At 45.7% G+C, this 25,480-nt stretch carries 15 protein-coding genes; 10 read left to right on the top strand and 5 right to left on the bottom strand.

Annotation, left to right across the window (positions count from 1 at the left end; translation table 11 throughout):
- Positions 1-182: 182 nt before the first annotated feature.
- Both QUA04_RS10945 and ffh read right to left on the bottom strand, forming a co-directional pair.
- The gene (locus QUA04_RS10945; RefSeq protein ID WP_333256633.1) at positions 183-791 is read right to left on the bottom strand and encodes a Uma2 family endonuclease; all 609 of its coding nucleotides are present in this window, start codon (positions 789-791) and stop codon (positions 183-185) included.
- Positions 792-960: 169 nt separating this feature from the next.
- Positions 961-2,409, bottom strand: a complete 1,449-nt coding sequence (gene ffh / locus QUA04_RS10940) for a signal recognition particle protein (RefSeq protein WP_333256630.1) — start codon at positions 2,407-2,409, stop codon at positions 961-963.
- A gap of 293 nt (positions 2,410-2,702) precedes the next feature.
- On the opposite strand from ffh, the gene QUA04_RS10935 reads away from it, so the two are divergent.
- Complete coding sequence (locus QUA04_RS10935) at positions 2,703-2,837, top strand: hypothetical protein (RefSeq protein ID WP_333256627.1); 135 nt, start codon at positions 2,703-2,705, stop codon at positions 2,835-2,837.
- A 129-nt stretch (positions 2,838-2,966) separates the two neighbouring features.
- Here QUA04_RS10935 and QUA04_RS10930 read toward each other — a convergent pair whose 3' ends face one another.
- The gene (locus QUA04_RS10930; protein ID WP_333256624.1) at positions 2,967-3,749 is read right to left on the bottom strand and encodes a calcium-binding protein; all 783 of its coding nucleotides are present in this window, start codon (positions 3,747-3,749) and stop codon (positions 2,967-2,969) included.
- Between the two features lie 539 nt (positions 3,750-4,288).
- Here QUA04_RS10930 and QUA04_RS10925 point away from each other — a divergent pair.
- From QUA04_RS10925 to QUA04_RS10915, 3 genes are all read left to right on the top strand, one after another.
- Positions 4,289-6,670: a GAF domain-containing protein gene (locus QUA04_RS10925; protein WP_333256621.1), complete on the top strand. Its 2,382-nt coding sequence runs from the start codon at positions 4,289-4,291 to the stop codon at positions 6,668-6,670.
- 302 nt (positions 6,671-6,972) lie between these two features.
- Positions 6,973-12,429, top strand: a complete 5,457-nt coding sequence (locus QUA04_RS10920; RefSeq protein WP_333256618.1) for an AAA family ATPase — start codon at positions 6,973-6,975, stop codon at positions 12,427-12,429.
- A 277-nt stretch (positions 12,430-12,706) separates the two neighbouring features.
- A complete protein-coding gene (locus QUA04_RS10915; RefSeq protein ID WP_333256615.1) occupies positions 12,707-13,138 on the top strand; it encodes a hypothetical protein in 432 nt (143 codons plus the stop codon).
- 61 nt (positions 13,139-13,199) lie between these two features.
- On the opposite strand, the gene QUA04_RS10910 is transcribed toward QUA04_RS10915, so the two are convergent.
- Both QUA04_RS10910 and QUA04_RS10905 read right to left on the bottom strand, forming a co-directional pair.
- Positions 13,200-13,622, bottom strand: coding sequence for a DCC1-like thiol-disulfide oxidoreductase family protein (locus QUA04_RS10910; protein ID WP_333256612.1), 423 nt, complete (start codon positions 13,620-13,622; stop codon positions 13,200-13,202).
- 42 nt (positions 13,623-13,664) lie between these two features.
- Positions 13,665-16,736, bottom strand: coding sequence for a PAS domain S-box protein (locus tag QUA04_RS10905; protein ID WP_333256609.1), 3,072 nt, complete (start codon positions 16,734-16,736; stop codon positions 13,665-13,667).
- Positions 16,737-17,114: 378 nt separating this feature from the next.
- On the opposite strand from QUA04_RS10905, the gene QUA04_RS10900 reads away from it, so the two are divergent.
- The 6 genes from QUA04_RS10900 to QUA04_RS10875 all read left to right on the top strand — a co-directional run bounded on the left by QUA04_RS10900 (position 17,115) and on the right by QUA04_RS10875 (position 25,450).
- Entirely contained in the window at positions 17,115-18,308 is a 1,194-nt protein-coding gene (locus QUA04_RS10900) for an NAD(P)/FAD-dependent oxidoreductase (protein WP_333256606.1), read from the top strand.
- A 204-nt stretch (positions 18,309-18,512) separates the two neighbouring features.
- Positions 18,513-20,429, top strand: a complete 1,917-nt coding sequence (locus tag QUA04_RS10895) for a S9 family peptidase (protein ID WP_333256604.1) — start codon at positions 18,513-18,515, stop codon at positions 20,427-20,429.
- Between the two features lie 91 nt (positions 20,430-20,520).
- Positions 20,521-21,237: an HAD-IA family hydrolase gene (locus tag QUA04_RS10890; protein ID WP_333256600.1), complete on the top strand. Its 717-nt coding sequence runs from the start codon at positions 20,521-20,523 to the stop codon at positions 21,235-21,237.
- 303 nt (positions 21,238-21,540) lie between these two features.
- A complete protein-coding gene (locus tag QUA04_RS10885) occupies positions 21,541-22,164 on the top strand; it encodes a DUF3859 domain-containing protein (protein WP_333256597.1) in 624 nt (207 codons plus the stop codon).
- Positions 22,165-22,309: 145 nt separating this feature from the next.
- A complete protein-coding gene (locus QUA04_RS10880) occupies positions 22,310-24,076 on the top strand; it encodes an asparagine synthetase B family protein (protein WP_333256594.1) in 1,767 nt (588 codons plus the stop codon).
- Between the two features lie 126 nt (positions 24,077-24,202).
- On the top strand, positions 24,203-25,450 hold the full coding sequence (locus QUA04_RS10875; RefSeq protein WP_333256591.1) for a decarboxylase: 1,248 nt from the start codon (positions 24,203-24,205) through the stop codon (positions 25,448-25,450).
- Positions 25,451-25,480: the final 30 nt, after the last annotated feature.

Raw genomic sequence — 25,480 nt, 5'->3', positions numbered from 1 at the left:
CTGATGCCCGAACGTTAATTTTTAGGAATTCCTAACGGGTTTATGCTCAGTAACACAGAATTTCCGATATTTTGATTCACTATTGTCTCGGGCGATCGACTTCGAGTCGCACTCTTGCAGTGGATGCTGCCCCTTGGGGGGTGCGGAATCGGGGATTCTGCGGATTGAGTATCAAAAGCTATCTAACGCCACACTCGCCTTAAATTCAATACAAATCCTGGCAATACGTCTTCCCCGGATAACTCGGCAGGATTGATTAATATTTCTACTTCTACTTGTTGTCGATAAATCTCTACCTGCCGGTTTTGCGGGTCAATCAACCAGCCCAATCTTGCGCCGTTGTCGATGTATTCCCGCATCTTAGTTTGAAGGGTGGAGAGACTATCAGATGCGGATCGCAATTCTACTACAAAGTCTGGACACAGAGGAACGAAGCCTTGGCGCTGTTTTGGAGTTAGTGCCTCCCAGCGAGTTTTACTCACCCAGGAAGCGTCGGGAGAACGGCGAGCACCGTTAGGAAGGATGAATCCCGTAGAAGAGTCAAAACCTTCTCCTAAATCTTCGTGTGTTTCGCACCAGTTGCCGAGTTGCGTACTGATACTAAGGTTTCTCTGGCCTGATTCTCCTCCTGTGGGTGGATTCACTATTAATTCTCCTGCTGCGGTTCTCTCTAATCTCAAGTCGGGATTTGCCAATGCTAGGGCCTCGAATTGCTCGCTACTGACAACAATCCCGATCGCCTTTGGCAATTCTATAGATATGGTTTCTGATTGAGTAATTGTTTGTACCATATTTAATTACAGGCTTTTTTACGTATAAACTGGCAACAATAAAAGAGTTAAAGTTTAATAGTTATTACATCTTCCACTAATACTAATAAACGAAGATCGGGGTGGGTGGGGGCTGGTTTACGAGATTATCGGTGGTCGGCAATTATTTAGTGAAACCAGCCCCTACTTTTTACAACTGTCCGAAACCTTTTTTAGGCTTATCTTTTTTCTTTTTCTTCTTCTGCTGGGCACCCATATAGCCACGGGAACCAGGCTGCATTCCGGGGCCGCCCATTCCTGGCATTCCGGGCATTCCCGGCAATCCTCCCATTCCTGTAAAGTTGCCTTGACTCATTTGCTGCATCATAGTACGCATTTTCTGGAAGTCGCTGACCAGCTTGGTTACGTCGTTTTCAGCGTAGCCTGCGCCTTTGCCGATGCGGCGGCGGCGGGATGGAGAACTCGCTAAAAGTTCGGGATTGCGGCGTTCTTCAACTGTCATGGAATTAATCATGGCTTCGGTGCGTTTTAGCTGCACTTCTCCCTGTCGCATTTGTTCGTCTGAGAGTTTGTTCATCCCCGGAATCATTTTCAGGATGCCGCCGAGGGAACCCATATTTTTTAACAGTCTGGTTTGTTTGAGAAAGTCGGTAAAGTCAAACTTTGCCGTGAGCATTTTCTCTTGCATTTTTTCGGCATCGGCGATGTCGAATTCTTCTTGCGCTTTTTCTACGAGGGTCAAGACATCGCCCATTCCGAGTATTCTCGATGCCATGCGATCGGGATAAAATGGTTGCAAAGCTTCCACTTTTTCGCCGACGCCGACAAATTTAATCGGCGCGCCGGATATTTGCCGCACGGATAAGGCTGCACCGCCACGACTATCACCGTCTAATTTGGTTAAGATTGCGCCGGTAATGCCGATTTGTTCGTGAAAGGTGCGGGTTAAATTTGCTGCTTCTTGGCCGGTCATGGCATCAACAACTAACAGCGTTTCGTGGGGTTGTATTGTTTGTTTGATGCGGGCCAATTCTGCCATCATGTCTTGGTCGATTTGCAGGCGGCCTGCGGTATCGACGATGATGGTATCGATGCCAATTTGTTTGCCGTGTTCGATGCCTTGGCGGGCAATTTCTACGGGGTCAATGTCTTTGCCTAATTCAAATACTGGTACGTCGATTTGTTTGCCGAGAGTGAGCAATTGGTCGATCGCGGCTGGTCGATAAATGTCGGTTGCGACTAGCAGTGCGGTACGATTTTGTTTGCGGAGGTGCAGCGCTAGTTTGGCGGTAGCTGTGGTTTTCCCGGTTCCTTGCAAACCTGCCATCAGGATAACTGTGGGCCCGGAGTCGGCGGTGGCGAGGGGTACGTTGGTTTCCCCCATGACGCGCACGAGTTCGTCGTGGACGATTTTGATAAATTGTTGGTCGGGACGGACGCCTGAAACGACTTCTGCTCCTTGTGCTTTTGCCGCTACCTCTCCGATGAAGTTTTTGACGACTTGGAGGTTGACATCGGCTTCCAGGAGGGCGCGGCGGACTTCTTTGAGCGCGTCTTGGATGTTGGACTCGGAGATTTTATTTTGTCCGCGCAGTTTTTTCCAGGTGGATTCGAGTCGATCGGCAAGGGCTTCAAACATAGGGCATTGTTGGCTAGTCAGTCTTTTTAATTTTAAGGCTAAATGCGGATGTTTGGATTAATGTTTTGCTAATTTTTGAATAATCCTTTCAGGGCGGGCTAGGAGCAACGGCCCACAAGAAAATTCATATATTGTGGAACAGGCATCTTGCCTGTTATTAAAACTGCTGCCACAAAATTCATATATTGTGGAACAGGCATCTTGCCTGTTCCTAAAACTATTGCCCTAAAATTCATATATTGTGGAACAGGCATCTTGCCTGTCCTTAAAACTGCTATAAAATGTGAGTTTTTATGTATTCTGCGATCGCTACTTGGACTGTGAAGATGGTGCGATCGCCTTTTTCGACTTTTTCAATTAATGACCTCCGTCTCAAGGATGCGACGGCTTTGAGGAATGATGAGCCAAAAAAATCTCTAAAGGGATAAATGTTTTAATATCAATTCTGCAAAGTACGGTTGCGTATAGATTGATTGCCCGCTATCTGTAAGGACACGGCAGTGCCGTGTCCCCTACCCGGAACCCGCTCTATAGCCCGTCTAATTCCCTACAAATAACTAAGCCAAAAACTGGAATTGAGAACCGTTAACTGCCAATGCAAAAGGACTCGCTTGTTCAAATGCACCAGTAAGTTCAAAGCTGTTGGTATTTAAAACTATCCCCACAATCTGTCCGGTAGTTATGTTTTCAATCACCATGTCGTTGATAATTCCGTCGTTATCGTAAGCAATCAAATTGTCGTCTTCAAAGAAAAGGTCTTGTTCTGTTAAACCATCCGTCAAACCGATGCGATCGCCCTCGTCAAAGTTAAAATCGGTAACGACATCTGCTCCATTTATACCAAATGCTTCATCGTTGCTTCTGAGCACGAATATATCAGCACCGAGGCCTCCCGTGAGCACGTCAACTCCCCGATCGCCTGCTAAGAAATCGTTGCCGTCATTGCCGTCTAAATCGTCGTCTCCTTGGCCTCCCCGCAGGATATCGTTCCCGGAGCCTCCAAAGATAATGTCGTTTCCGGCGTCGCCCCTAACTACGTCGTTGCCATCATTTCCATCCAGGCGATCGTCATCTTTCCCGCCGTAAATTATGTCATTTCCGCCGCCACCACCGATAATATCATTGCCGTTATTTCCTAACAGACGTTCGTTGGAATCCGACGAACCTCCTATAGTATCGTTGCCGTCAAGTCCCCAAACTCCCCAGGGAAAAGACGACAAATTTCCATTCTCTACGTCAATCTCATCGGGTGTAGCGAATCCCAAAAGACGTGGCCCGCCGCCAGCAAATACAGGAAATCCCGTCACATCGCCAATGAGATTGTTAACCGTTAAAGCCATAACTATGTCCTTTCAAAAATCCTGTTAGCTGTATTAGACATTTTAATTATTTGCTTGCCAAATAGCAAGTATGTTTGTATTTCTGCCACAACTTTTATTTCCTAAATTAATGACAAGCAGCCTGCTGGCTTATAGTCAATTACCAATTACCAATACTTCGGCTACGCGATCGTATAACTTACCAATTCCCAATTCCCAATTACCAATTACCAGGGCTGTGCTTCCTTCAACCCAAATCTGCTATAGAGCTCGCCTCTGAGTCAAATAGCATGAGTTGCTGACACTATCCGCTACTGTCTACCGCTTATAATGGGTGTTACCCCCCAGGCGGTAAACAGGTTAATATCACCTATAACGTCGAGACTGAGAGGTTGTTTGTGAATAAAAGTAAAAGTCCCTGGGCCCATCGTCCGAGAAAAAACCCAGTTTCCGATACCCATACACAAACTTTACAAACAGGATATAAGCTCTTTACAAAGCCATAATCGCCGATCGCTGACATTTTTTGGCAAAATCCACTGCTTTCAGGTGTTTTACTCATGTCTACTCCTAAATCTTCCCATCAAAACAACAACTCCGTAAAATCACTGCCAGCGACAGATATCGTCCCAACAAAGCAAGACAGTAACAATCTGCCCAGCGAACCAAGTATAGAACAACTACTGGAAGCTTTGGCGGGCCAAGTACCCAGTCAATCTTCTGAAATAGAACGCTTGAAAACATGGAAACAAGATTTACAGCGATTGTTTCAATTTCTCGGCGATCGCCGCGTTTTAATCGCAGTAATGCAACCAGGAACTTTTGCCCTGCGGTACGCTAACGCAGCATTTTGCCGCTTGGCCGGTTGGGAAGAAACGTCCTTGGCAACTCAATCTATCAACGGTTTGTTTGCAGAAACCGACATCACTCTGCTGGAAATGTTCGAGGATGGGGACGGTAAAACAGCAGAACAATTGTACCGCCGCCACCTTTTGCACTGGGTATTTAAGCAATATTATCAAATTGACATCGACGGTTTGCGGGTGCTAGACGAACCGGTCACGGCCAGTGTAAAAAACCCCAAACACCGAGAACCCAGATTTATAGAATTTTGGCTGGGTTCGGAACAGTTAAAAATTACTCGAATTGACTCAAAAATAGATGAATTTGCGGATGTTTCTTTAAGATTAATGCCTGTTGCGGAACGGGAAGCTTGGCTGATGCAGCCGAATCAACTGGAAAATTTAGCCGATCGATTGCAGTTGGATAATTACCGCGTAGAAGGTTTGCTGGTGTTAGAAGGTTTTGATGTCACCGTACAGGAGCAAATTCGGCGGCTGACTCAGTTATTGATCGATCAAGATTCGATGCTGCGGCCAGACAAATTTGAGAAAATCGATCGGTGTTTGCGATCGCTCTTCAATGCTGACGGCACTTTGCTGCTGCGGCCCGACGGCGAACAGGTACAGCTATTAGTTGCAAAAGACGGCCAACATTTGCAGCCGATTCTTTATTCAATGCACTCCCTAGAAGCTTCTCACTTTTTGAAGGCGACAGCAGCAAATCAAGTTTGGAACGTGCCAGACTTGCGTAGGGAGTGCGAAACCGAGTGCGATCGAACTTTGCGGAGAATGGGAACTCGATCGATGCTGCTGGTGCCCCTGGTAGTCAAATCCGTCACCCGCGAGGGGCGCGGGCAGCGGATTTTGGGTGTTGTCGGGCTGTTGTGCGATCGGCCAAACCACTTCAACGGCATTGACGCTCAACACGCCCAAGAACTCATTCCCGCCTTCATTGCAGCCCTGCGGCAAGCCATCCAGGAGCGGTTTACCCACATTCACAATATCCACCCCGCAGTCGAGTGGCGGTTCGCCCAAGAAGCAGAAAGGCGAAGTTGGGGACTACCTCCAGAAACAATCGTATTTGCGGACGTTCATCCGCTGTACGGAATTTCGGACATTCGCGGTTCTAGCGACGAAAGAAACCGAGCCATTCAAACTGATTTGCTCGAACAATTCCGCTTAGGTTTAGTCATAGCTGATGCCGTTTGCCAAACACAAACTACTCACCTCGGCGAGCAACTGAGGCTCGACTTGCTCGACTACATCCAGCATTTAAAACAAAAAGTAACAGTCGATATGGAGGTGCGAGCCGCCGAGTATTTAAACGAGCATTTAGAAGTATATTTTGACTATTTTGTGCAGTGCGGGCCCAAGGTTCAGGCAGCCGTTGAAGCTTACCAAGCAGCCTGTGAAAATGAACATAACTGCGTTTACAGCGATCGCAACCGCTACGACCAAATGCTGAACTTAATCAGCACCAAACTCCAAGAAACCTGGGCCCGCTGGCAAGAAAAAATGCAGCAAATTTTGCCCCACTACTGCGACATCGAATGCACCGACGGGATGGATCACATGATTTATGTAGGAAAATCGATCGACCCCAAATTCAGCCAGTTTCACCTGCACAGTTTGCGGTACGAACAACTGCGAGCAATTTGCGATTGTGGCCGCACAGTTTTTCGCCTGCAAGCCGAGTCTCAAATCAACATGGAACTCGCACATTTAGTCTTAGTGCAGAATACCACGATCGACATTTTTCACAACGAAAATACCGAAAAAATGTTTGATGTCAAAGGCACTCGTGACATCCGCTACGAACTTGTAAAAAAGCGGATAGAAAAAGCCGTTGACAAAGACGCACAAGAGCGGATTACCCAGTCGGGGATGTTGACTGTTGTTTATTCTACCGAGGAGGAGTGGGAAGAATATCAGCAATACTTGCGCTACTTGTCTCGCGAAGGTTGGGTAGAGCCAAAAGTTCAGACTGGCATGGTAGAATCACAACAAGGAGTTAGCGGTTTAAAATTTGCCCGCGTGCGTATTTTGCCTGAACCGGAATCTATTTCTACTATCTGTGAAGTTACGGTAGTCAGCGATTGAGAACTCGTTCAATTGCCTATTTTAGGCGGAGTGCGATCGCTCCCATCTCCTGCTGTTTTAGGCGGAGTGCGATCGCTCCCATCCCCCTGAAAAATGGTGCAGCGAAAGCATCCGGGACTCACACACAAGACCAATATTTCATTTATGATGTTTGTTGACACCAACGACAAAGCCCACATTTTCACTTAGTGTATATTCTGTGTGATTGGAAATCGCCAAATACACGATCAGAATCACACAAAATTCAGATTAAGTAGTGTTAATCTAATGATAATTAGATCCTGTAATTTATAACTTAAGTTATGTTAACCTTATCCGAATACCAAATAAATTCTACTCTGCACGAAGGCGTCGAAACAATAGTCTATCGCGGACAAACACCGACAGACGCGCCCCCAGCAATTCTGAAAGTCCTCAAAGCCGAATATCCCACCCTCGAAGCCATTACCAGGCTCAAACACGAATATCAAATTCGCCAAAATTTAGACAGCGAACAAATCGTCAAAGCCATCAGTCTCGAAACATTTGACCACCGATTCGGAATCGTTTTAGAAGACTTTGGCGGCGAATCCCTCGCAAAACTGTTGGAAAGAGGAACCTTGAGCCTGGAAGCCAATTTAAACATCGCCATCCAAATAGTCAAAGCGTTACAATACCTGCATTTTTATCACATTATTCACAAAGACATCAAACCCAGCAATATTATAATTAACTCGCAAACAAAACAAGTAAAAATCACCGACTTCGGCATTGCTACAAAACTCAACAAAGAAAATCCGCAATTTAACAATCCCAACTCAGTCGAAGGCACATTAGCCTATATGTCACCCGAACAAACCGGGAGAATGAACCGCACCCTCGACTACCGCACAGACTTTTATTCCCTTGGCATCACATTATATGAAATGCTGACAGGAAAATTGCCTTTCTGGAGCAACGATCCCTTAGAAATAGTTTACAGCCACATCGCAGTTCAACCAATATATCCCCATCAAATCAATTCAGAAATACCTGTCGCCATCTCAGAGATAGTGATGAAATTGATGGCAAAAAATGCCGAAGATAGATATCAAAGTGCGGTCGGCTTGTTAGCCGACTTAGAAATTTCTTTGCATCAGTTAGAAACCACCGGACAAATTGCCGACTTCATCCCCGGACGCTTAGATATTCTCAGCCAATTGTTAATCCCCCAAAAATTGTATGGTCGGGAAAATCAGGTAAATGAATTGCTAGCAGCATTTGAACGTGTAAGAGCAGGTTTAGCCAACAATTTGTCAGAAAAACCAGCAACCTTAGAACAAAATTCGCCCGCATCAGGAAGCAGCGAATTAATGCTAGTATCAGGCTACTCAGGCATCGGTAAATCAGCCGTAGTAAATGAAGTTAGCAAACCAATTACCAGGTCAAAAGGTTACTTCATCAGCGGCAAATTTGACCAATTAAAACGCAACATTCCGTATGCCTCATTAATCCAAGCATTTAACTCCTTGCTGCGACAATTACTAACTGAAAGTGCACTTTCCTTAGAAATATGGCGCAATAAAATTTTAACAGCAGTGGGAACAGACGGTCAAGTAATTGCCGACGTAATTCCAAAAGTTGAATTAATCATCGGCAAACAGGCAGAAGTCCCAGAACTCGCTCCTGTAGAATCCCAAAATCGATTCAATCGGGTATTCAAAGAATTTATTCGCGTTTTCGCCCAAAAAGAACACCCCCTAGTTATCTTTTTAGACGATTTGCAGTGGGCAGATTCAGCAACATTAAAGTTGATGCAAATACTGATCACTGACCCTGACCAAGAATATTTGTTGCTAATCGGTGCCTATCGAGACAATGAAGTTAGTCCGACCCACCCCTTAATTCAGACTGTAGAAGAAATTGAAAAAACTGGTACAATAGTCAACAATATCGTGTTGCAACCGCTGGATTTAGCAAATGTGACAGAATTAGTCACTGAAACACTTAACACTTGCACAGAAAAAGTAACAAATCTAGCCGAGTTAATCTGGAATAAAACGGGCGGCAATCCTTTTTTCTTGACCCAATTACTCCAAGCACTTTATCAAGACTCTCTTTTGAAATTTGAATTTAATCACATTACAAATGAGGGAAGTCAAACGGGCTGGTATTGGAGTATCGATGAAATTCAAGCCATCGGAATCACCGATAAAAGTGTGGTGGAACTGGTAGCTTCTCGCATTGAAAAGCTGCCCGCACCCACGCAAGAAGTGTTGAAGCTTGCAGCTTGCGTGGGAGATAAATTTGCTTTAGATGTGCTGTCACTTGTTAGCGAAAAGTCAGCTAATACTACAGCAACTGAACTTTATTCAGCTTTGCAATCCGGGTTAATTCTGCCCTTGAGCGATGCTTATCGCATTCCTTTAGTTTTCGATCGAGCCGAATCAATCAATCTCAAGTTAGACACTTCGCGGGTTAGTTACAGATTTTTGCACGATCGCGTTCAGCAAGCGGCATATTCGCTAATTCCCGAAGACCAAAAGCAATCCACCCATTTAAAAATCGGTCAATTACTTTTACAGAATACTCCACTAGACAAGCTAGAAGAAAACATCTTTGATATCGTCAATCAATTGAATGTCGGAATTGACACGATTAGCCAACAGTCAGAAAAAACTCAGTTGGCACAATTAAATTTAACTGCTGGACGCAAGGCAAAAGCGGCGGCGGCTTATGAAGCTGCTGTTAGGTATTTGCGGGTTGCTATGGAATTATTGCCTGCGGATTCTTGGCAAAGCCACTATGACTTAACGTTAGCCATTTACGAGTCAACTGCAGAAGCTGAATACTTAAATATCAACTATGAAGATTCAAAAAATCTGGTTGATATTGTAGTGCAAAAAGCTAAAACATTACTGGAAAAAGTGAATGTTTATCAACTTCAACTTCAGTCTTATAACGCTCAAATTAGACTTGTAGAAGCACTCAATACAGGACTGGAAGTGCTGAAGCTGTTAGGTATTTCTTTTCCTCAAAATCCCCACGCGCTAAATATTGTGGCGGCAGTGAGTAATACCAAACTGAGCTTGGGATTGAAACGAATTGAGGATTTAGCTAACTTGCCAGAAATGATTGATCCCGAAAAACAAGCAGCCATGCGGATTTTATCAGGGATTCTCAGCAGTGCTATTCAGGCCAAACCCCGCCTGCTACCGCTACTGGCATCTAGGATGGTCAAGCTGTGCATTAAATATGGTAATTCGCCTTATGCGAGTAATGCCTACGTTTTTTATGGCGTAGTTATGTACAAGCTAGGGGACAGTAGTTCGGCATACCAATTCGGTCAACTGGCAATTAGGCTGTTAGACAAATTTCCCTCCCGTTCAATCAAAAGTAGAGTTTATACAGTCTTTGGTTCTTTTATTAACCACTGGAAAGCCTCTGTCAAGTCAGGGTTAGGCGATCTCAAAGAAGGTTTTCAAGCTGGAATAGAAAGTGGAGAGTTGGAATATGCTGGTTATTCTATAGGCGAATATTGCCTAAAAAAACTGTCGATAGGAGAGCCTCTAGATTTGGTGGAGCAGGAGACTGGTAAATATATGAAACTAATGCAGCAATCTCAACTTGAAATGGCGGTACAGTATATAAGTATAGGGAGGCAGACAGCCCTAAATTTGCGCGGTCAATCTGTCGAACCCTGCCATTTAGTCGGCGATAACTTTAATGAATTAAAAACGCTCCCCGTTTTAATAGAATCTAAAAACTTTTTTTTAGTTAGTTTGGTTTATAATGCCAAAACTCAGCTTAATTTTATTTTCAGAAACTACGCGCAAGCCTTGGAAGCTTCAAGGTTATTTGAGAAATATGAAGAAGTCGCAGCCGGAATTTATGTAGTTTCCCTGAATAATTTTTACTCCTCTCTCAGTCTGCTGGCTTTGTATCCCCAAGCTGACAAAGGGGAGCAAAAGCCATATCTAAAAAAAATTGTACACAACCAAAAAAAGATGAAAAAATGTGCAGTTGATGCTCCGATGAATTATCAACACAAATACGACTTGGTAGCAGCGGAAACAGCGCGAGTTTTAGGGCAAAATACTGAAGCAATGGAATTGTACGATCGCGCAATTGATGGAGCAGCCAAAAACGGTTACATTCAAGAGGAAGCATTAGCCTATGAATTAGCAGGAGAATTTTATCAAGCTTTGGGTAAAGAGATAGTTTCTCAAGCATATCTGACTAAAGCCTATTATGGATATATCCATTGGGGTGCCCTAGCTAAAGTTAAACACTTAGAATCAACACATCCTTTCTTAGCAGCACAGACGCGCACAATTCAAACCCCAACTCTCGATGTCACCCGCACTGCCACGGGAAATACTACCAGTAGTAGTTTAGGCGATTTCTTAGACTTAGGTACTTTTATTAAGTCGGCGGAAGCCATTAACGGTGAAATTGTTCTCGAAAAATTGTTGACCAAATTAATCAAAATTATTTTAGAAAATGCGGCTGCTCAAAAAGTAGTGCTGCTGCTGCTGAAAAATGATATCCTCTGCATAGAAGCTACTGGCACTCATGCGGAGGATACAGTCACACTTTTACCCTCTATTCCCGTAGAAAATCGTCAAGATGTTCCCCTGTCTGTGATAAATTACGTACACCGCATTCAAAAGCATCTGGTTTTAGACAATGCGACTGTCGCCGAACCTTTTAATGTAGATACCTACATTCAGAAATATCAACCAAAATCAATTCTCTGTTTGCCGATTATTTATCAATCTCAGCGGCGCGGAATAATTTATTTAGAAAATGCTTTGGCAGTAGGAGCTTTTACAGCAGAGAGAGTAGAAGTATTCAAAGTGTTAATTTCTCAAGTTGCTATTGCTGTAGAAAATGCTGTTTTGTACGCACGCGAGAAAGAAAAATCTCAACAGTTAGAAAAATCTTTCAATGAATTGCAACAGGCGCAACTGCAACTCATTCAAAGCGAAAAAATGTCGGCTCTCGGCAACTTGATTGCAGGGGTTGCTCACGAAATTAACAATCCGCTTGGTTTTATTGCGGGCAATCTTGATGCTGCTGCTGAGGCGAGCTTAGATTTGATTGATTGCTTACAACTTTACCAAGAAAAATTTCCTAATCCAGGAAATGAGTTAGAAGATAAAGCATCGGAGATTGATTTAGAATATTTGATCGAAGATTTGCCGAAAATGCTTTTATCCATGAAATCAGGTACAGAACGCATCCGCAATATTAGCAAGTCTTTGCGGACTTTTTCCCGCGCTGACAGTGCGAATAAAGTATCAGCAAATATTCATGAGGGCATCGACAGCACTTTGATGATTTTACAGTATCGTCTGAAAGCTAAAGATACTCGCCCCGCGATTAAAATTATCAAAGAATACGGAGATATCCCGCCAGTTAAATGTTATTTTGGGCAACTGAATCAGGTATTTATGAATTTGCTGGCAAATGCGATCGAGTGTTTTGACGAATTCAATCAGGGTCGTACTTATGCTGAAATTGAAGCTTTACCGAATACGATCGCCATTATCACTCAAGTCTCCGAGGATAACAACAGCGTGGTGATTACAATCAAAGATAACGGTCAAGGGATGTCATCGGAGGTCAAGTCGAAAATATTTGACCATTTATTTACTACTAAAGGAGTAGGGAAAGGTACGGGTTTGGGGTTGTCTATTAGCAGGCAAATTGTGGAAGAAACCCACGGCGGTAAACTAACTTGCGAATCGGTGCTGGGAGAAGGTTCGGAATTTGCGATCGCCCTTCCCGTGAATTAAGATTATGGAACTATGGCGTGTTTTAAAACCCGCAGATCCCCCCTAACCCCCCTTAATAAGGTGGGGACAAGAGCCTGCTCAAAGTCAACCCCTACTCCCCTTTTTAAGGGGGATTTAGGGGGATCGAGACTCAGCTAAAAACGGCACAACACATATATGAAAATTTGTCAATGCCTAATTATTTCTGAAAAAGTCCGCTGTTCACAGTCTACATTCGGCAGTATGCAGTTACATTATTAGCTAAATGTAATAACTATATTTGATAGGAGTTTTTCGAGTGAACGCTGCCGAACAAGCCAAAAATATAGAAGTTGCCAGCAAAATTGCTGCGGTTGTTAATTTATTCAAGTCCGAATTCCCGGATGCAAAAGTGGATTTGAAACCTTGGATGAATGACCAGGATACCAGAGAACTTGTAGATCCAGATTCGATCGACATTGGCTTCCATTTTCCCGGTAGAAGCCGCTTGTTGCAAAGCCGCAGCATCTTGATTCAAATCCGATTTTACCAAGATCCGGTGGAAGGATATCGGCGGGCGATCGGGGTTGAGGCAGCAGGTTACGATCATAGCGGTCAGCAGTGGCACTTTTCTACTGTGGAAAATTGGAATTTTCTCGGCCTAACCGAACCTGCGGTGGAGTCGGCGCAAAAACTCAAAGACTTTTGCCAGCAGATATTCGATTTGTTTAATCAATCATTCGGCGATTGAAATCGCTTCTTGTCGAACGAAGTCCACTCCAAGCGGACTAAGAAATAAGCTGGATTTGGTATTAGTCCCGATTGTCGCAATTGTCGATCGACCTACAGCCAACCGGATAAACAGATTTGTAAGTAGTCGATCGCTTGCCAAACAAAGTATAGCGGTTGTCGCGGACTTGTTCGTACACGCGATCGCCCATCCACTTCATCCCCGGCATTGCCCGATAAGCAGCCACAAACACCTCGCCAGAAGGCAATATCCGTCCGATTTCCTCCGCCGCATCGCTGCCTTGCCAGCGACGTTCTGGATTCTCCGCATCTATCAAAATCATCCCCATTTCGCAGTCACCAGAAGTTATCCCAAAACGCTCTAATTCCTCTAAATCCTGCATGGAAATATACTCAAAATTCTGGCCTTTATCTAAATTTTCTAGTAACTGGACCAAGGTAACGCATAGATTGCAATTACCATCATAAATTACGTTATATTTCATTAGTTGACTGTTGACTGTTGACTGTTGACTACTGACTACTGACTACTGACTATTCCCCACAGGAATCTCGATCGCAAATTCCGTGCCTTGACCCGGTGCGGAATGGCATTTAAGCTGCCCACCGTGTTTTTCCACCACAATTTGATAGCTAATCGACAGCCCCAAACCAGTACCTTTACCAGGTTCTTTCGTAGTAAAAAACGGATCGAATAGCCTTTCGTGAACATCTATCGGAATCCCCGGGCCGTTGTCAGCAATCCGAATCACAATATGAGAAGGATTCCGAATCGAAGCATCAGAAACAGCAGAATCTGCCTGCATCAAAGCATCCTGTTCATATTTTACATCCGTACAAATCCGCAGCGTCGGCGAAGGACAATAAGGAATAGGCGCCTCTTCCCCCTCCGCCCACTGTCCAGTCTCCATTGCCTCTTCCAAAGCATCAATTGCATTGCCTATAATATTCATAAAAACCTGATTCAACTGTCCCGCATAACACTGTACGCGCGGCAAATTTCCGAACTCTTTGATCAGCAGAATTTTAGGATGCCCTGCGGTTTCTTTCAACCTGTGTTGCAAAATCAACAAAGTGCTTTCAATCCCTTCGTGAATGTCTACCTGTTTTTGTTCCGCTTCATCCAAGCGCGAGAAATTCTTCAGTGACAGCACAATTTGGCGAATTCGCTCGGCTCCCATTTTCATAGAGTTTAACAGTTTCGGCAAATCTTGGAGCAGAAAATTAAAATCAGCATCATTTATCTCTTGTTGAATTGCCTGTGTTGGATGCGGGTATTCCTGCTGGTAAAGTTGCACCATTTTTAGCAAGTCTTTAAAGTAATCGTCAGCGTGCGTAACATTGCCGTAAATAAAGCTAACTGGATTGTTAATTTCGTGAGCAACTCCAGCGACTAATTGCCCCAAACTTACCATTTTTTCATTTTGAACCATCATGCTTTGAGTTTTATGTACGTCCCGTAGGGCTTTTGCCAATTCTTGATTTTTAGCCCTCAATTGACTTTCGGAAAGCCGCACCGCTTCTTCTGCGTGTTTGCGATCGGTAATATCTTTACGAATTGCTACATATTGATGGGGTTCGCCGTTCGTATTTAAGAAAGGTACAATCGTAGTATCCAACCAGAATAATGTGCCGTCTTTAGCTTGATTTTTCATTTCTCCCCGCCAAACCTTTCCCTGGCGGATGGTTGACCAAAGCTGCTTAAAAAAACCGGGTGGGTGATAACCAGAATTCACAAGTCGGTGGGTTTTGCCGATAAGTTCTTCTCGGGAATATTTAAAGAGTTCGCAAAATTGCTCGTTGACATAGGTAATGGCTCCGAATTCGTCGGTATTCGAGACAATAGCCGATTGATCCAAAGCAAATTTTTCAAATTCCAACTCTTGGAGAGTTTGGCGCAATTCTGCTTCGGCTTGTTTGCGATCGCTAATATCGGTAATCATCCGCAAAACCCCTGAAAATTCGCCCTCACTGTCGAACATCGGCGTCGCCGACACGATCGCCCACAAGTGAGATCCGTCTTTGCGAGTAAACTTAAAATCGTGGCGTTCACGAAGGCCTTGCCGCCTGCGCTGGACATAACTTTCTGCTATTTTCCTAGAGTCGCAGTCTATAAACTCAAATAGCGATCGCCCTACCATTTCCTCTACAGTATACCCCAGCATTTCGCCCATCCGAGAATTAGCAAAAGTCGTCATACTTTCGCTGTCAAACATCCAAACGCCCTCCGAAGCCGTCTCAACAATGCAGCGGTAATAATTCTCCCTCTCCTTGAGTGTTTCCTCTGCTTGCTTGCGATCCGTAATATCAGTTTGCACCGCAATAAAACCTTCGAGTTCCCCATTTTCTTGATAGATGGGGGCGATCGAAAGCGCCACCCAATAACCCTTTCCATCCTTTTTGTAATTGTAGATTTCCTGATTAAACGGCACGCCTGCAGCCAAAGCCGATCGCAGTTTAGCAATAGTTCGTGGGTCTGTTTGAGGGCCTTGCAGTACATCACCCGGTTTTTTTCCCTGCATTTCTGCCAGCACATAACCACTAATCCGAGTAAATCCTTCATTCACCCATTCAATGCAGCCTTGAGCATCAGTAATAATCACACCATTTTGCGTTTTTTGAGCCACAATAGCCAAACGCGACAATTCTGTTTCAGTTTTTTTGCTTTCCGTAATATCTTCAGCAATACCCAGAATGTACTTAGGCGCGCCAGACTCGTCAAACAAAGGAACTTTTTTCGTATGCAAAATCCGCTTTCCCCCGCGCGGAAGTTCTATAGTTTGTTCGGGCACATCGACGCCTTTTCTCGTTGCCAGCACTTCTAAATCTTGTGCTTGCAAGTAATTTCCCTCCTCTGACTTCAACAAGTCAGCAGCATTGTTTAAAATCACTTCATCCCTCGAATAGCCAAACAATTCTTCGCTAGCAGTATTCCAATAAATAAATTTTTGCTCGACAGCATCTTTAATAAAGACACTAATCGGCAGATTTTGCAGTACCGCATTCAGAAACTCTTGAGTGTTTCGCAGGTTTTCCTCAGCTCGCTTTCGTTCAGTAATATCCAAAATCACTCCGTCGAGATAAACAACCCTACACAGAGAATTTGCGATCGGCGAAACCGGCGACACCACAGCCGACAAAAAGCCCTCAATTTCCCCTTGTCCCTCTTGTTTTCCTCTAGCCTCTTCCGCCTCGCAGCAAACAGCTTTGCCTTTTTCGTAAACCCAGCTAATTTCGCCGTCAGCCCGAACAATCCGGTATTCAAGGATGTACGGAGTTCTGGTTGCTACACTTTTTTTGACAGTAGCATCCACATTTTTGCGGTCTTGAGGATGGATAATGCAGGAAAAAGAACGGACGCGATCGTTGATAAAATCCGAAGAGGGATAGCCTGAGATTTCTTGAACAGCCTCGCTCAAAAACGCCATTGTCCGTGTTAATTCCCCGTCGTCCGTATACTCGCAGGTACAGCGGTAGACAGCACCGGGAATATTAGCTACTAAATTTTTATATCGTTCTTCGCTTTTTAACAAAGATGAGCCGTCTTCGTTATTGTGATCGCCGTTCTTAAATTTAGAAGAATTGGAAGAAATTTGCATGGTTTTTTTTCACTTGTGAGTGCGGGGGCAAGTGGTAGAGTAGATGACCCTATAAAAAGTGAATTTAATGTGCGAAATAATTCGTTATAAACTAATATAGTACAAAATTAGTTCTGCGAACATTCAGAAAATTTGAGGGCGGGTAATAGGTAAAGCTAATCAAGGCTAGAGATGTAGAAAACTGTTCGGAAACGCATTGTCTAACGGATTTAACGGATGGATGTTGAGGTTCGAGGGAAACAGAGAAGATTTTCCCACCCCACTCTCCCACTCCCCCACTCTCCCACTCCCACTCCCCCACCCCACTCCCCCACTCCCTCAGTCTCGTTAGAATAAGATAAGTTTCCTTGCTACCGATCGCCCCTCAAACAAAACACCATGACTCAACAACAACCCCGGATTTGCATTCTCGGCGGAGGCTTCGGCGGACTCTACACAGCCCTGCGCTTGAGTCAGTTACCCTTCTCCAAAACCGAAAAACCCGAAATTGTCCTAGTTGACCGTCGCGATCGATTTTTGTTCGTTCCCCTGCTGTACGAACTCCTGACCGGCGAACTCCAAACCTGGGAAATTGCCCCGCCGTTTGCCGAACTCTTAGAAAACACAGGCGTGCGCTTTTGTCAAGGCACTGTCTCCGGCATCGATGTGGAGGAAAAGCGAGTGCAGTTGCACGACGGGCCAGAAATTCCGTGCGATCGCCTTGTTTTAGCTTTAGGCGGCGAAACCCCTCTAGATATGGTCAAGGGTGCGGTTGAATATGCTTACTCATTTCGCACTCTCGACGACGCCTACCGCTTAGAAGAAAGACTGCGGTTTTTAGAAGCCAGCAATACCGACAAAATTCGGGTGGCGATCGTCGGCGCCGGTTATTCAGGAGTAGAATTAGCTTGTAAATTAGCCGATCGACTCGGAGAAAAAGGTCGCGTGCGGTTAGTCGAGCAAGCGGACATGATTCTGCGGACATCACCGGAGTTTAACCGCCAAGCCGCCACCCAAGCTTTAGAAGAACGGAAAGTGTGGATCGACTTAGAAACAGAAGTAGAGGCGATCGAAGCGGACACAATATCCTTACTTTACAAAGGACAATTAGATGTTCTCCCCGTAGACATAGTTCTGTGGACAGTAGGAACTCAAGTTAGTCAAGCAGTGCGATCGCTACCCCTCAAACAAAACCAGCGCGGTCAATTAATAGTCAATTCGCAAATGCAAATTATCGACCATCCAGATATATTTGCCTTGGGAGACTTAGCTGAATGTCACGATGCAAGTGGTCAAAAAGTCCCCGGAACAGCCCAAACAGCCTTCCAGCAAGCTGACTACACCGCCTGGAACATTTGGGCCTCCCTCACCGGCCGCCCATTACTTCCTTTCCGCTATCAGCCCCTAGGAGAAATGATGACATTAGGAATTGACAACGCCACCCTAGCCGGTTTAGGAATTAAACTCGACGGACAACTAGCCCACATTGCTCGCCGCTTAGCTTATCTCTATCGGATGCCAACATTTGACCATCAACTAAAAGTTGGTTTCAATTGGATTAGTAAACCGATTCAGGATTTGCTTAAAGGTTAGTTAATTGTTGACTGTTAACTGTTAACCGTTAACTGTTGACCGTTGACGGTTGATTGTTGATCCTAGGACTTATGATGGCGATCCATAAACCGGGTTTTTCACGCAACTACTTCACTACTTCACTACTACACTACCCGCAGATTTGGTAAAGACCGAGTTTTTCCTTGAGAAGTGTAGATAATAGAATATTAGCCACGATAAAAAATGCAAACTTCCACATTACAACAGCCAAAAACCGAACTTCCACCGTTAATAGAGCGGGAAATTCTGTTTGGAAATCCCGAAAAAACTAGCCCACGACTTTCACCAGATGGCAAGTATCTCGCCTACATTGCACCAGATGAACACAACGTCTTGCAAGTGCAATTGCGTACCGTCGGTCAAGCAGACGATCGCCAACTGACAGCAGATAAAAAACGGGGCATCCGTATGTTTTACTGGACTTACAGCGGCGAAGAGCTAATTTATCTCCAAGATGCTGAGGGTGACGAAAACTGGCATTTATATTTAGTCAATATCCAGTCAAATCTGGTTCGCGACTTGACACCATTTCAAGGCGTTCAAGCTCATACGATCGCCTTTGACCGCAAATTCCCCAATGAAATATTAGTGGGAATGAACATCCGCGATCGCAGCAAACACGACGTTTACCGCATCAACCTCAAAAATGGTGCAGTTGAATTTGACACCGACAATCCAGGTAACATCGTCGGTTGGACTGCTGACTCCCAATTCCAAGTGCGGGCGGCCACAGCCACAACTGCCGACGGCGGATCAGAATTGGTGTTTCGGGAAACTGCCGACAAGTCTTGGGAAAGCCTGCGAAGGTGGGGGCCCGATGAGGAAGGCGGTGCCCTCATGTTCTCAGAAAACGGCAAAATTCTTTACATCATCGGCAATCATGATGCTAACGCCGAACGTTTGATCGCATTAGACTTAGAAACTAAACAAGAAACCGATCTCGCCTCTGACCCAGAATACGATGTCGGCAACATTGTCGGACACCCCACCAAGCGAGAGATTCAGGCGGTTTCCTTCTACAAGGACAAGCAAGAGTGGCAGATTTTAGACCAAAGCATAGCAGAGGATTTTGAGGCGATCGGCAAATTCCGCCCCGGCGAATTCTCCATCACCAGCCGCAACCTCGCCGATACCACTTGGCTAGTCGCTTACATGACAGACGACGGCCCAGTTTACTACTATGTGTACGATCGCGCCTCCAAAACCTTCACCTTTCTGTTCAGCAACAAACCCAAACTCGAAGGGCTACCGCTATCATCAATGGAACCCATTTCTTACACCGCAAGAGATGGTTTAACCATTCACGGCTACCTGACAAAACCGGTTGGTGTCTCAACGCCCGTACCGACAGTCTTGCTTGTTCACGGTGGCCCCTGGGGACGCGATACCTGGGGTTACGATTCACAAGCCCAATGGTTGGCAAACCGAGGTTACGCCGTTTTGCAAATCAATTTTCGCGGTTCCACCGGCTACGGCAAAGCCTTTCTCAATGCCGGCAATCGCGAATGGGCCGCTAAGATGCACGACGACTTGCTAGATGGAGTTAATTGGCTGGTAGAAACAGGAATTTCCCAACCCGATAAAATTGCGATTATGGGCGGTTCCTACGGCGGTTATGCTGCCTTAGTGGGATTGACTTTTAGTCCCGATGTTTTTGCCTGCGCCGTCGATATTGTCGGACCAAGCAATTTGATTACACTGCTGCAAACTATTCCGCCTTACTGGGAACCGATCAAAGCAAATATGTATCATCGTGTCGGCAATTTGGAAACAGAACCAGAGTTTCTGAAATCGATCTCGCCCTTATTTTTTGTCGATCGCATTCAGAAACCTTTGCTAATCGCCCAAGGTGCCAACGACCCGCGAGTCAAAGAATCAGAAAGCGAGCAAATTGTCAATGCCATGAAGCAAGCCGGCAAACCTGTAGAATACGTGCTTTATACAGACGAAGGACACGGATTTGCGCGGCCAGAAAATCGCCTGCACTTTTATGCGATCGCCGAAGAATTCCTAGCCAAATATTTAGGAGGCAGATTTGAACCTGCGGGCAACATTGCCAATCATTCTGGTGTGGTGAATCCGCAAACAACTCACAACTGAAAAAGTTTGTAGTGAGGACTGAAGTCCTAAAACCTAAAATCCTAGGCAATTAAGACTAAAGTTATTACTACAAACAAATAACAAATAACAAATGACTAAAGTAATTTTTTTAGACGCTGCCGGTACACTATTTGATGTTCGCGGCAGCGTCGGCGAGGTATACGGAAAAACAGCCCAGAGGTTTGGAGTAACAGTTAAGAGTGAAGAGTTAAATGCAGCATTTTCCCAAAGCTTCGCCTCAGCAAGTCCGATGGCATTTCCAGGGATAGAAGCGGCAAAAATTCCCCAATTAGAATTTGAGTGGTGGCAAGCAGTTTGTGCAAAAGCATTCCAAATAGCAGGCATTTTCCACCAATTTTCTGACTTTCCCAAATTCTTTGTGGAACTCTACGCTCATTTTGCCACCGCCGAACCTTGGTTCGTCTATCCCGACGTATTGCCAGCCTTAAATAAGTGGCAGCAACAAGGAATTGAATTAGCAGTAGTATCGAATTTCGATTCCCGAATTTATCCAGTATTAAAAGCACTAAATTTAGCCGAATATTTCACATCAGTGACAATTTCTACCGAGGTTGGTGCAGCAAAACCAGACTCTCAAATTTTTACTGCTGCTTTGCAAAAGCACAACTGCACTGCCGAGAATGTGTTGCATATCGGCGACAGCTTCAAAGCAGATTATTGTGGTGCTAAAAATGCGGGATTAAACGCAATTTGGTTGAATCGCCAACAGGACAAAATAGATTTAGGAAAGTTTAATTTAACTGATTCCCACCAAGTAGAAGAGTTTCCGAGTCTGGATTTAATATAAGTCAGTTCTGGACGCACTCCGACAAAGAAACCGGGCTTTTTATCTAATCTGCGGGTTGCAACGTGTTTTTTCGTAAAAAAACCCGGTTTCGCATGAGTCCTCATGCGTCCAGGACTGTAAATATGAATTTTATGAGGTTAAGGTTATGATTTTTATGAATTGACTTAGAGAGATATTTATTGAATAATATGAGTAATTTAACCGCAGAGAGCGCAGAGGGCGCTGAGTTCGAGAAGAGAGAGACGATCGCTATATTTAACTTTCTAGTGGGAAAGAACATTACAGATACTAATAGTGAACTTTATGGAAACTCGGCTCACTCAAGCTCAGTTAGCACAGGTAGTCGCTGAAATCGACAAGTTATCGCAGCAGCGCGAGTTAGAATTGGAGCCCGATCAGGTAAGAGAAATTTTACGAGAGTTGAATCTTCCTGATGAGCTTTTAGAAGATGCGATCGCCCAAATGCGCCGCCGCGAAGCCCTAGAACAACAGCAGCGACGCAACCGTTGGATCGCGATCGCCTCGACAGCCGTTGTTATCTCTGCGATCGGTATAGGCGTGCTGTTCGGGCAAAATCAGCAACAAAAAACTGCTCAAGTTGTGGGAGGAGAAGATAGGATTGCGCTATCGAAAAAAGGTGGTGACAGCTTTACTCAAGTCAACCGTCTAATCAACCCCCGCATCTACTACCAGGTGACGTTGAAAAATGCTCCGATCGGCAATCAGTTGTCTCTGCAATGCGATTGGATTAACCCCAGCGGTGACGTTGTTCATCAGGGCAGGTATCAAACTCGCACGATCGATACTGCGGTTTGGAATACGCACTGCTTTTACGATCTCGGATCTGCTGCAGCCCCAGGCAAATGGGAAGTTCGGATGTCCCTGGATGGGCGCGTCATCAGCAGTGAACCTTTCACTGTGAAATAAATAGACTTATCCAAAAAAGCCTTTTTTGAACAGGCAAGATGCCTGTTCCACAATGATTATTGGAGATATCTAAATAGACTTATCCAAAAAAGCCTGTTTTGAACAGGCAAGATGCCTGTTCCACAATAATTATTGGAGACATCTAATGGGTGCGATCGACCAACCTTCACATTTTATCGGCTACTGGGGACTGGACGATCGCACAAAAACGCTCAGCCGTTTAGCCCCAGACTACTGCATTCGGCAGGGCAAATTATCAGAATGGGCGATCGCCTCTGCATCTGTACTCACGGCTGACACAGTGACGCTGAATGCTTGCGGGCGATTTGGGCTAACCGATTTACCGGGAGATGCTTGGGCGGCGGTAGAAGCGAAACAGCTAAGGCTGGGGCGCGATCCGTTTGGGCGAGTGTCGCTTTACTGGATGCAGTTGGGAGAAACGATTTGGTTTTCGACGCAAATGCAATTGCTGCTACCGCTGATTGCTTCCCCTCAAATTAGCCCGATCGCCCTCCACAGCTATGCTTGCTTTTCCTACGTGCCCGCGCCGTTAACGCCGATCGAGCAAATTGCATCAGTAGCAGCCGGAAGCGAGATGATTTGGGAAATCGCCGATGTTAACGATCTGCCGAAAGTACGGGCGGCGAAGCTATCCTCTAGGGAATCGCTGCAATCGGCTTGGCAAGAAGCGCCCCAATTACTGCGCCGTGAGGATGAGGCGATCGCACAATTGCAAGGGCTGTTGCAACAGGCGATCGATCGACAAGTAGCTGATTTGCCGATCGACGAACCCGTGGGCGTTTTACTCTCCGGTGGCATCGATTCTTCCCTGGTGACGGCGCTGCTAGTGAAAGCAGGCTTGCAGGTGCGCGCCTATGCCCTCGATTTTGGTGTCGAAGCCTATTCCGAACTGCCCTACGCCCAACAGGTGGCGGACTTTTTCCAGATTCCGCTGATCCGAGTGGCGGCGACGGGCGATGCAGTGCTGCGCGCGATCGGGCCAACCGCCAAAGCCCTCGATTTACCCTATGGAGATGGCACAACAGCCGCGCTGTTTTTGCTCAAACAGGCGGCGGCGCAAGACGTGCGAGTTGTATTCAATGGCGAGAATGGCGATCAGCTATTTGCTGGATGGACAAACAAGCCTTTGATTGCCAACGGAGTTTACAGTGCAGAACATCCTGCCGGAAAAGAAACTTTTGAACAGCAGTATTTGCGGACATTTCAGCGATTTTATGGTTATGAAAAACAGATTTTTTCGCCAGAAATGCTCGATCGCATCCAGTCTCACGATTTGAGCGTTTACCTGCAAGACGCGATCGACCCCAAAACCTGTCCTTCCCTGCTAGCGAGGCTGCGGCGCGCTTCGCTGATGCTCAAAGGTGCCCAAAATATTCAGCCGAGGGCAACAGCATTGGCGTTTGCTTGCGGTTTGTGGGTGCGATCGCCCTTCTGCGACCCCGACCTCACAGCATGGACGTTTCAACTGCCAGGAGAGCTGCTGCTGCAAGGTGCGTGCGAAAAATACATCCTCAAAAAAGCTGCCGAACGCTGGTTGCCGCCGGAAATTATCTGGCGGGAAAAGCGCGGGATGGGTGTGCCGTTGAAGGTTTGGTATTACCGGGAGTTTTGGGCTGCGATCGGCGATCGGCTGAATCCAAATCTGTTGCGATCGCAAAATTGCTGGCAGCCCCATTTGGCCGACTCGATGTTATCGGGACAACTCGGAGTTGCAATGCGCGATCGCTATATTGGCAACAATCTCTGGTTGCTGCTGATGTGGCAGGCATGGCGAACCGAGGTTTTAGGCGAAATTCCGGTTAAGCGATCGCTTGATCATGTGTTTTGGTTGCCACCGGCGATCGGACAACGCATTTGGAAATATCGAAGGAGGTTGACTATTGACTGTTGACTACTATTCACTCGATTTTACAATCTTCCTTATTTCTTCTTCCTTCTTCCTTCTTCCGACGGACATCCGTTACATCCGTTACATCCGTTACATCCGTTACAAAATCCGTTGCCGAACTTCTTCTATATGACCAAATCGTTGCTACAGAATGAAACCAAAATACATTCGCCGCCGTTCTCCGAAGCAATGGCCCAGCGACTTTTGTCAACTTATGGTTCGCCCTTATATGTGTATCAGGCCGATATTCTCCGTCAAACCCTTGACCATATTACGCGATCGATCAACTATCCGCACGTTCAGTTTCATTTTGCTAGCGTCACCAACGGCAATATTGCTCTGTTGCAATTGATTCAGCAGGCTGGTTGGGGGCTACACGCGAATACACCGGGGGATGTTTTTTTGGGACTGAAAGCGGGTTTTACGAGCGATCGCATCGTCTACACCGGCAGTAACCTCAACAGGGCGGATATTCAGCAATTGATCGAGTGGAAGATTGATCGATTTAACTTCGATAGTCTGTCACAACTCCAAGATTTTTGCGAATATTCCGGGAGTCAATCGCGATCGATCCGTGCCGAAATTGGACTGCGCCTCAACTCACCGGAATTGACGGGAGACAGTCGGATTGGAGTGCGTCCCGCCGAATTCGAGAAAGCCAACGAAATCGCGCAGCAGCAGGGGTTGAGGATTACTGGATTGCATTTTTATCGGGGGACTGGAACTAACGCCACGAGTGCTTTTACGCAGGCGATCGATCGGCTAATTGCGATCGCCCAACAGTTGCCAGATTGGCGAACCCTCGATTTTGGCGGTGGTTTTGGCTATCCCTATCGAGGCGGTGCGGTGTTTGACTGGCGGGAGTTTGGTGCGGCGATTACTGAACGATTGAGTGCGCTATCTCGCCCGATCGAGTTGGTGATTGAACCGGGACGATCGGCGATCGCAGGTTGTGGCATTTTGCTTGCGAAAGTTGTGTCGGTGAAGTGGTTAGGCGAGCGGCAAATTGTCGGCGTGGATACGACTGTATCAAATTTATCGGTACCTGCGGTGCACGAGGGCTATCGGGCGATAGCAACTTGGGAAACCGACGATGTATCGCGACATGAAACGGATATTTGCGGCAACACAACTTATTCGCGGGATTATTTGGGGCGCAACTGTTGGCTACCGAAACTCAAAATTGGAGATGCGATCGCGATTTTGGATAGCGGGGCTTACGGCTATGCGATGTCGTCACATTTTCTGCACCGCCCCCGCCCTGCTGAGGTGTTGATTGATGCTAAGGGCGAGCGATTAATTCGACAGCGAGAAGACTATTCTATCTTGTTAAGTAGTCAAACAAAATTAATTACACAAACAACTAATATGATATAATAAAAAATATCAAGTTGTGTTCAAAGAAGT

Origin of the sequence: Microcoleus sp. S13_C5, assembly GCF_036700845.1 — a bacterium.
GTDB lineage: Bacteria > Cyanobacteriota > Cyanobacteriia > Cyanobacteriales > Microcoleaceae > Microcoleus.
Note: the sequence above shows the minus strand (reverse complement) of the source record. Positions and strands in the feature narration are given on the sequence as shown.